This is a genomic window from Pseudomaricurvus hydrocarbonicus (genome assembly GCF_011602365.1).
GTDB lineage: Bacteria > Pseudomonadota > Gammaproteobacteria > Pseudomonadales > Cellvibrionaceae > Pseudomaricurvus > Pseudomaricurvus hydrocarbonicus.
On record NZ_JAAONZ010000040.1, the window covers coordinates 1 to 7418 of the forward strand.

The 7418-nt window shown below is 58.1% G+C and carries 5 protein-coding genes; 2 read left to right on the plus strand and 3 right to left on the minus strand.

Going from position 1 to position 7418, the window contains the following annotated elements:
- Positions 1 to 148: 148 nt before the first annotated feature.
- A complete protein-coding gene (locus G8770_RS23670) occupies positions 149 to 1345 on the minus strand; it encodes a tetratricopeptide repeat protein (protein WP_167192524.1) in 1197 nt (398 codons plus the stop codon).
- A 265-nt stretch (positions 1346 to 1610) separates the two neighbouring features.
- Here G8770_RS23670 and G8770_RS23675 point away from each other — a divergent pair, with 265 nt between their 5' ends.
- Positions 1611 to 3239, plus strand: a complete 1629-nt coding sequence (locus G8770_RS23675; protein ID WP_167192525.1) for a peptide MFS transporter — start codon at positions 1611 to 1613, stop codon at positions 3237 to 3239.
- A gap of 584 nt (positions 3240 to 3823) precedes the next feature.
- Positions 3824 to 4603 (plus strand): SHOCT domain-containing protein, encoded by a 780-nt coding sequence (locus G8770_RS23680; RefSeq protein WP_208022481.1) that lies wholly within the window; start codon positions 3824 to 3826, stop codon positions 4601 to 4603.
- A 163-nt stretch (positions 4604 to 4766) separates the two neighbouring features.
- Here the strand turns inward: G8770_RS23680 and G8770_RS23685 are convergent, their stop codons facing one another.
- Together G8770_RS23685 and G8770_RS23690 are read right to left on the minus strand one after the other, a co-directional pair.
- Positions 4767 to 6134 (minus strand): Na+/H+ antiporter NhaC family protein, encoded by a 1368-nt coding sequence (locus G8770_RS23685; RefSeq protein ID WP_167192526.1) that lies wholly within the window; start codon positions 6132 to 6134, stop codon positions 4767 to 4769.
- A 417-nt stretch (positions 6135 to 6551) separates the two neighbouring features.
- Positions 6552 to 7205: a glutathione S-transferase N-terminal domain-containing protein gene (locus G8770_RS23690; protein ID WP_167192527.1), complete on the minus strand. Its 654-nt coding sequence runs from the start codon at positions 7203 to 7205 to the stop codon at positions 6552 to 6554.
- Between the last annotated feature and the right edge of the window lie 213 nt (positions 7206 to 7418).

Sequence of the window (7418 nt, forward strand, 5' to 3'; positions counted from 1 at the left end):
CTGGAAAGACTGTGGTATCATTTTGTTCACGGCTGATTGCTTGCGGATATTGTCTAGACACCAATAACCATAAGGCTTTCAGCCGTTCTTGTTTAGTCCTTTGTGAAATATTCGGGCTAGCGTTGATAACACGCAGGCTTTGACAACACTAGGGTGACACAGAGTAATCGCGCCCCAGGTTTGCCGCTAACCGGCGCTGCTCCTGAGCGGCCTCCGTCAACCCCAGCGCGGCATTGATGTCCGCGGCCAGAACGTGAAACCGAGGTTCCTGGCGATCCCCCGCAAGCGCTGCCCGAATGTGTTTCAACGCCCGCTCCGGGTCGCCTTCGGCCACCGCCTGCAACGCCAGGTGGTAGCGAAAATAGGGATTCGTCATGCGGAATCTCAGCGCCATCGCATCGAACATCCGGGCCTGTGACTCATCCCCCATTTGTTGATACAAACGCCCCAGATTGCTGATGACCAACAGATCCGCGGGGTTCAGCTGCAAGCCTTTCCGGTAAGCCACTTCCGCTTCTTCGAAATGGCCAGCCCGTCGGTACAGGGTCCCCAGGTTACCCCACAGAAATGACAGTTCCGGTTCCAGAAGAATGGCCTCGCGCAGCAGCAAGAACGCTCGCCCCAACTGCCCGTCAAACAACTGCGCCATCGACAAGTTGTTGTAATACTGCGCTAGCGCGTAGTCGTCCGACACCCGGTGTTGCGGGTAATGCTGCCGATAGTTTTTCCGATCCAGGTCAACCACTTTCAAGTCCCGACCCACTTTGACGACCACATTCATATGCCGGTAATACAAATAGGTGCGAGCATCCTGGCTATCCCAGGTCGGCGGCACCTCAACCTCGTTAAACCAGACCTTGAGCCCCACTTCGCGTCCCAGGGCAACCATCAGGTTTGAAAACGACAGGCAGTTCCCTGTCTGATGATCAAACGCATCCTTGGCGCTGTAGGTCTTTTGGGGGTCGTATTTCAACCCCAGCAACCCCGGATGCAAAACCGCTTCCAGCAACTGCTGCAGTTTGCTGGCACTGGAGGCCTGAGGAGAAACGTAGCGATGCACGAAGTGGCGCATTTCCGCAGTGAGCGCCAGCGGATCATCAAATCGGCCATGGCGCGCCAACAAGCTCTCAACCGCCAAGCCCTCTGAGAGCGGCCTGTTCTTTATATGGGTCTCAGAATCTGCCTTGGAACTTGTCCCGGGGCGAGACTGATCAGACAACAGCAGCGGGCTGTTTAACACCCGCTGAGCCTCGGCAGTCAACAGAGTCACCTCCGGCGACGGCTGCTGGGCACAGCCGTTCACCAGGGCCGCCAGACAGAGCACACCCGCCAACACCACAGGCATTGAAATGCCCGTACAGCGAACTATGATCAAGGGCCGGGACCGGAGCATCAGCGCCTCCCTGATAGACGAATCTGATGTTCATTTTAAGCGGTATGATCGCTGTAAGTATTGTTAGATTCTGGAATAATAATACTTTCGTTTATATTGCCTTTTCCGGGGAGGCCGCGTTACCCCACCGCGTTCCAGCTCAGCTCACGCCTGCATTCAGGGTGAGCTGAGGTTGAAAACTTGCAGCGTTATGTCACACACAGGGAATCACTCGCTCATGACAGCCACTTCCGAACTCACCGCCACCGCCCCGGCGGACGACCTCTTTGGTCACCCCAAGGGACTCTATATTTGTTTCGCCACCGAGCTTTGGGAGCGCTTCTCTTTTTACGGGATGAAGTTTCTGCTGCTGCTGTATTTGACCAAATACCATCTGTTCACCGATGAAGCAGGCTACGACGTGCTGGGCGCTTACGCCGGGCTCGTGTACGCCCTGCCAGTGATTGGCGGCCTGCTGGCTGACCGCTATCTGGGCATGCGCAAAGCGGTGGTGTTTGGTGCCGTGCTGTTATCGGCCGGCCACTTGTTGATGGCCTACGAAGGGCAGCAGGCACTGCACTTTGCCAGCGGCACCGTGCTCAACGCACCCCTCACCCTCAACGATGGCTCGATCATTGCCGCCGGCACCCGCCTGGCTGACGAGGTTATCATCCAGGACGTGATCGCGTTAAACGTGTTTTTTTTGGCCTTGGCACTGATTGCCGTCGGCGTTGGTTTCCTCAAGCCCAACATCTCCACCATCGTCGGTCAGCTCTACGGCGACGACGACCCTCGACGGGATTCCGGCTTTACCATCTTCTACATGGGCATCAATATCGGTTCTTTCGTCGCCATCCTGTTGTGTGGCTGGCTGGGTGAAACCTTCGGCTGGGGGTACGGCTTCGGGGCCGCCGGCATCGGCATGCTGCTGGGTCTCACCACGTTTTTACGGGGGCAGAAATACCTCTGCGGACTGGCCGACCCCAGCTCGCCAGAGCAACTGAAGCAACCGGTACTGGGGCCAATCAATCGCGAATGGACCATTTATCTGTGCGGGCTGCTGTCCCTGGGGGCGGTCTGGTATCTGCTGCAATACGAACCGGTGGTGCACATGGCACAGAATGCTCTGCTGGCCCTGGCGCTCATCGGCCTGCTGCTGTTTGCGTATCTGAAAGGCACAAAGGATGAGTTTCAGCGCACGCTGGTACTGATGGTGCTGATCGCTTCCAGCGTGGTGTTCTGGGCGCTGTTCGAACAGTCCGCCGGCAGCATGACCCTCTACGCCGACCGGATCGTGAATCGCGAAGTCATGGGCACGGAACTGCGCGCCTCGATGTTCGGCTCGCTGAACCCGTTCTTCATCATTGTCTTCGCGCCCCTGTTTGCCGGTCTCTGGGTGTGGCTGGCCAGACGCGGTTGGGAGCCGTCGACGCCGGTCAAATTTGCTCTCGGCATTTTCCAGGCCGGCCTCGGCTTCGGTGCCATGGTGATTGGGGCGCAGTTTCTGGGGGCCGACGGCAAGGTCGCCATCCTCTGGCTGACACTGGCCTACCTGCTGCACACCACCGGTGAACTGTGCATCTCCCCGGTGGGCCTGTCGGCGGTCACCAAACTGTCGATCAAGCGGGTGGTGGGCGTCAGTATGGGCACCTGGTTTTTAGCCACCGCCCTGTCGGAAACCGTGGCCACCCGCATCGGCAAACTCGCCGCCATCGACACCCACGCGGGCGAAACTCAGGACCTTGCCCACGCGCTGGCCACCTACACCGAACTCTACAGCGTCCTGATGTGGATCGGCATCGGCGTGGGAGTGTTTATGCTGCTGATCTCGCCGCTGCTGCGCAAAGGTATGCACGGCGTGCACTGACCCCCGACAACGCGGTCTCGCTACCGGTAAAACCGCGGCCCGGTCCTGCCGGGGCGCGGTTTTTTTGAATGTAACCCATTGGCTTGTGGCAGCGACGACAGTGGCCGTCGCAGTCTTAACCAGAGCAATGTCAGGCTGAACCGTGTTACGTTACTGCTTGCCACGCGCCCAGCGAAGGCGGGCAACACGTGGTCCAAACACTGGCTGCGATCAGCCACCACCCGGTGATCAAAACCCACCGTTACCAAACACACCACAACGGCCTGCTTCTGCGGCTTCCCTTCAACCCTCTTGCTTCAGGCGCCACACGGGAGTCGCGCGCCTGGCGGCCGGGTCTCAATCACAGCTTTTTCAACCTGCACGTTCGAAACGGCATCCATTAGCAACTAAACTGAGGGAGCCGCGGGTGAATTTTCGGTGCTCTGGCAATGCCCGTTCGCAACGGCCACGCTGACCACCCACCATCACCGCTGCCACAGCCCAGGCGCTGTCAACACACCGCAACACTCGCAAGGTAGTTTCAACCTGGTTTGGCCTTATCACTGACACACAAGCCCACCGCCACGGGTTACAGGACAAACAACATGCAACAACAACTCACCCCCACCGGAACGCGCCTGGTCAACGACATCGCCAGTCGTTACAACCTCAGTCATGACGCAGTGATCCACATGCTGATGGCGGTCAATAATGGCGGAGGCAACATGGCACAGTTTAACTGCCCGGAACTGGGCGGCTCAGGCCAGTGGATGCGCGGTGGTATGACCATGGTGGGGGATATATTCAATCACGGCCTGAAAATGACCGTCAACAGCCTCTGCCTGGAGTTGGCCAATGCGCTGGCCAACAACCAGATCTTTCCTGTGATTCCCGCCGGCACCCCGGGCGGCCATCAATGGTGGCCCAGTGATTGCGGAATTCCCTTCAGTTCCGGCGCTCAAAATAACATTCGCTACGCCGTGTTCCCGGGCAAGCTGGCGGTAGAACTGAATGGCCAGGTCACCGTTTACGACACCCTCAATCACCACATTGGCGGGATCAGCCAGCAACAAGGGGGCGACACCTCACTGACGTTTACCAGTCAATTTGGCAGTGTGTCGGTCAACCAATTGCCCATCCTTTCCGGCCCGGGCCTACCGGCGCCTGCGGTGCACACCAATTTTGCCAAACCGGCCGTGTCTACCCCGCCGTTCAACCAGGGCGCCACGCCCCCCGCCGCCGCCATGCCGCTTGACCGCCAAAATCTGTCCTCCTCCGACGACATCATCCAGCTGATTGAGAAACTGGCCAAATTGCGCGATGCCGGGGCCATTTCCGAACAGGATTTTACTGATAAAAAAACGGAGCTGTTGGCGCGCTTGTAACGTCAATGCAAGTGAGTGATACGGCCACCGGCTTGAATCCGGCCACATTTAGCCCAGACCAGATTTAGCCCAGGCCGGTTTTCTCTCCGCGGGGGCATTCACGCAGGGGCTTGGCCCAGCCTCTTGAGCGCACGCCCCTGCCAATACGGGTGTTAGCCGCCACTTATAAATAAGCGATGGCCAGATAACCGATTAGCGTGATGATCGCCGCAAGCAGCGCGTAAGGAAATTGCGTCAGGGCGTGCTGCAGCGGCGTACACCCGGTTGCCTGCGCGGTCAGTACGGTGGCATCGGAGTAAAAACAGGCATGGCTGCCAAACGTACTGGCCGAGAGGGTGGCGCCAATGACCAGCGTCATGTCCGCCCCCAGGGTTTGACCCAGGCTCGTCACAATCGGCAGCACAATCACAAACACCCCCCAGTTGGACCCGGTCATAAAGGACACCAGCCCCATGGAAATGAAAATCACCGCCGGCAGCGATTCGGGGGTCAGCAGCGGCTGCATGGTGTCCACCACATAGGTGGACAGCCCCAGCGCATCGTTCACATCTTTCAGGATGAACGCCGCAATCAACACCGCCAGAGGTTCGATCATGGTTTTAAAGCCGTCGATGACGGTATCGAACGTTTCGTGCAGATCCAGAATCCGCATCAGCAAAATCGCCAACAGGGTCAGCCCCAGCGTCATGTAAATGCCAATGAGAAAATCGTTGTCAAACCACATGGTTAAACCCACCAGCGACAGCATCGGCAGCACGAACAGCCACAGCCTCGGCTTGGCCCCGGCCTTGGGTTGAATCGCCTGATTGGCCTTCTCAATGTGTGCCGCTTCCGGTGGCACCGTCACCCCGGTTTCCTGCGCCCGAAGCTCTGCCGCCTTCATCGGCCCCAGATTCGGGACCCAGCCTTTGATGACAATCGGCACCAAAAACAGCGCCACCCAGGCATAGAGCATGTAGGGAATGGCGGACATGTACACCGACAGGCCCTGACCGTCTTCCGCCAGACCATTGTCCACCAGCAGGCCGCCAAAGAAGGCTCCCCAGGTGGAAAACGGAATGATCACGCTCACCGGCGCCGCGGTGGAATCCACCACATAGGCCAGTTTCTCGCGTGAGATCCGGTATTTGTCGGTGAGGTTGCGCATGGCCGCGCCCACCGCCAGAGAATTCAGGTAGTCGTCCACGAACATGAGAATACCCAGCCCCCAGGTAAAGAACAGCGCGCTGGTTTGGCTGCGGATCTTATGGCCCAGTTTCACCGTGAAGGCGGTCGCCGCGCCAGTGCGGATCAACAGGCCAATCAGGCTGCCCATAAAACCGCACACCAGAATAACCCAGGCGACATCTTCGTCAGTCATCACCCGCAGCGAGGTCTCGGCAAAACCGGTGACAAACCCGGTGCCGTGCAACATGATTAACCCCAGCAGCGAACCGCTGATGAGAGATTCAATGGGACGTCGGGTCCACACCGCCAACACAAACACCAGCGCGGTGGGCAGCAGCGCCCACGCATTGCCAAAAGGTTCCATTCCCGGTATGCCCCCAATGCTGAATAATCAAATAATAATTCGGTTTTAAAGTGGATCAGCATGCCAAAAACGGAGGGCGCGCTCAATCAAAATCTCATCAATGGCTGGCCTGGCCACACTCACGCCCAACGTCAGTGCACAAACCCCGAGCTTCACGGCGCAAGTGCACTGACACGGCACGCGATCACCGGTGATGGGTGCGAAAATGGAGGAGGACATGAAGCATGGAGGTGACCCTAAATGAAACGGGAGCAGAAAAGGCGACCGCAGGCCAGCCCGGAGGCGGGCGGGTTGCACTGTCACCCATTAACGACGACGAGGGTGTCGGCGAGTCGCGCGTCAGACACGTCACGCCCGCCAGGGCCACGCACAAGACTCACGGGCACCGGGGCTGCAGGACCCACCCCAGCCCAACCATCAGTCCTGCCATTCATCCGCCACCACGATTTCTGTTTCCTGCCGTGCGGCCTCGGCCCAGGCTTGCATTTGTGGCAGGGCCAACATCCACTCGACATAATCCAGGCAGGGCTGCGACATGGGCAGCTGATAAGTGTGCAGGCGAAACACCACCGGCGCAAAATACACATCGGCAATGCTCAGGCGACCAAACAACGCCGGCCCCCTGGAGGCGTCCAGGCAATTGCGCCACAGGTGATCCAGCCGGGTCAGGTCTTTGCGAACCTCGCCGCGCAAGGGCGCCTGAAAAGAAGGTTTGCGGCAGTTCATGGGGTAGTGCTTGCGCAACTCCGGAAAACCGGCGTGCATTTCCATCACCGCCGACAACGCCACGGCCCGGGCTTTCGGATCCGCAGGCCAACCGATCTGCGGCGCAAACGTGCGCTCCACGTATTCAATGATCGCCAGCGAATCCCACACCCACACCTCACCGTGATGCAACACCGGCACGCAGCCGGTGGGCGAATACTCGTGAATGTGCTGATAAAACCGCGGCGTGTCCAGCGGCAGACGAATCTCCTCAAAAGGAATGTCATTCACCGCCAGATACAGCCACGCCCGCAACGACCAACTGGAATAGTTTTTATTGCCAATCACTAACGTCAACTCATCCACCGCCGCCCCTCCGCTGTTAAAGATGTTAGGTGTTTATGCTGCCAATCTTTTCCTCGTCACTCGTTTCTAGTTTCTAGTTTCTAGTTTCTAGTTTCTAGGGCCTGTTCACACTAATTTTGGTAAAATTTGCGCCTATGGAAATTACAAACGCGCAATTCAAAATCATCGAACACCTGCTGCCCGTGCAGAGGGGTAACGTCAAAATACCGAATA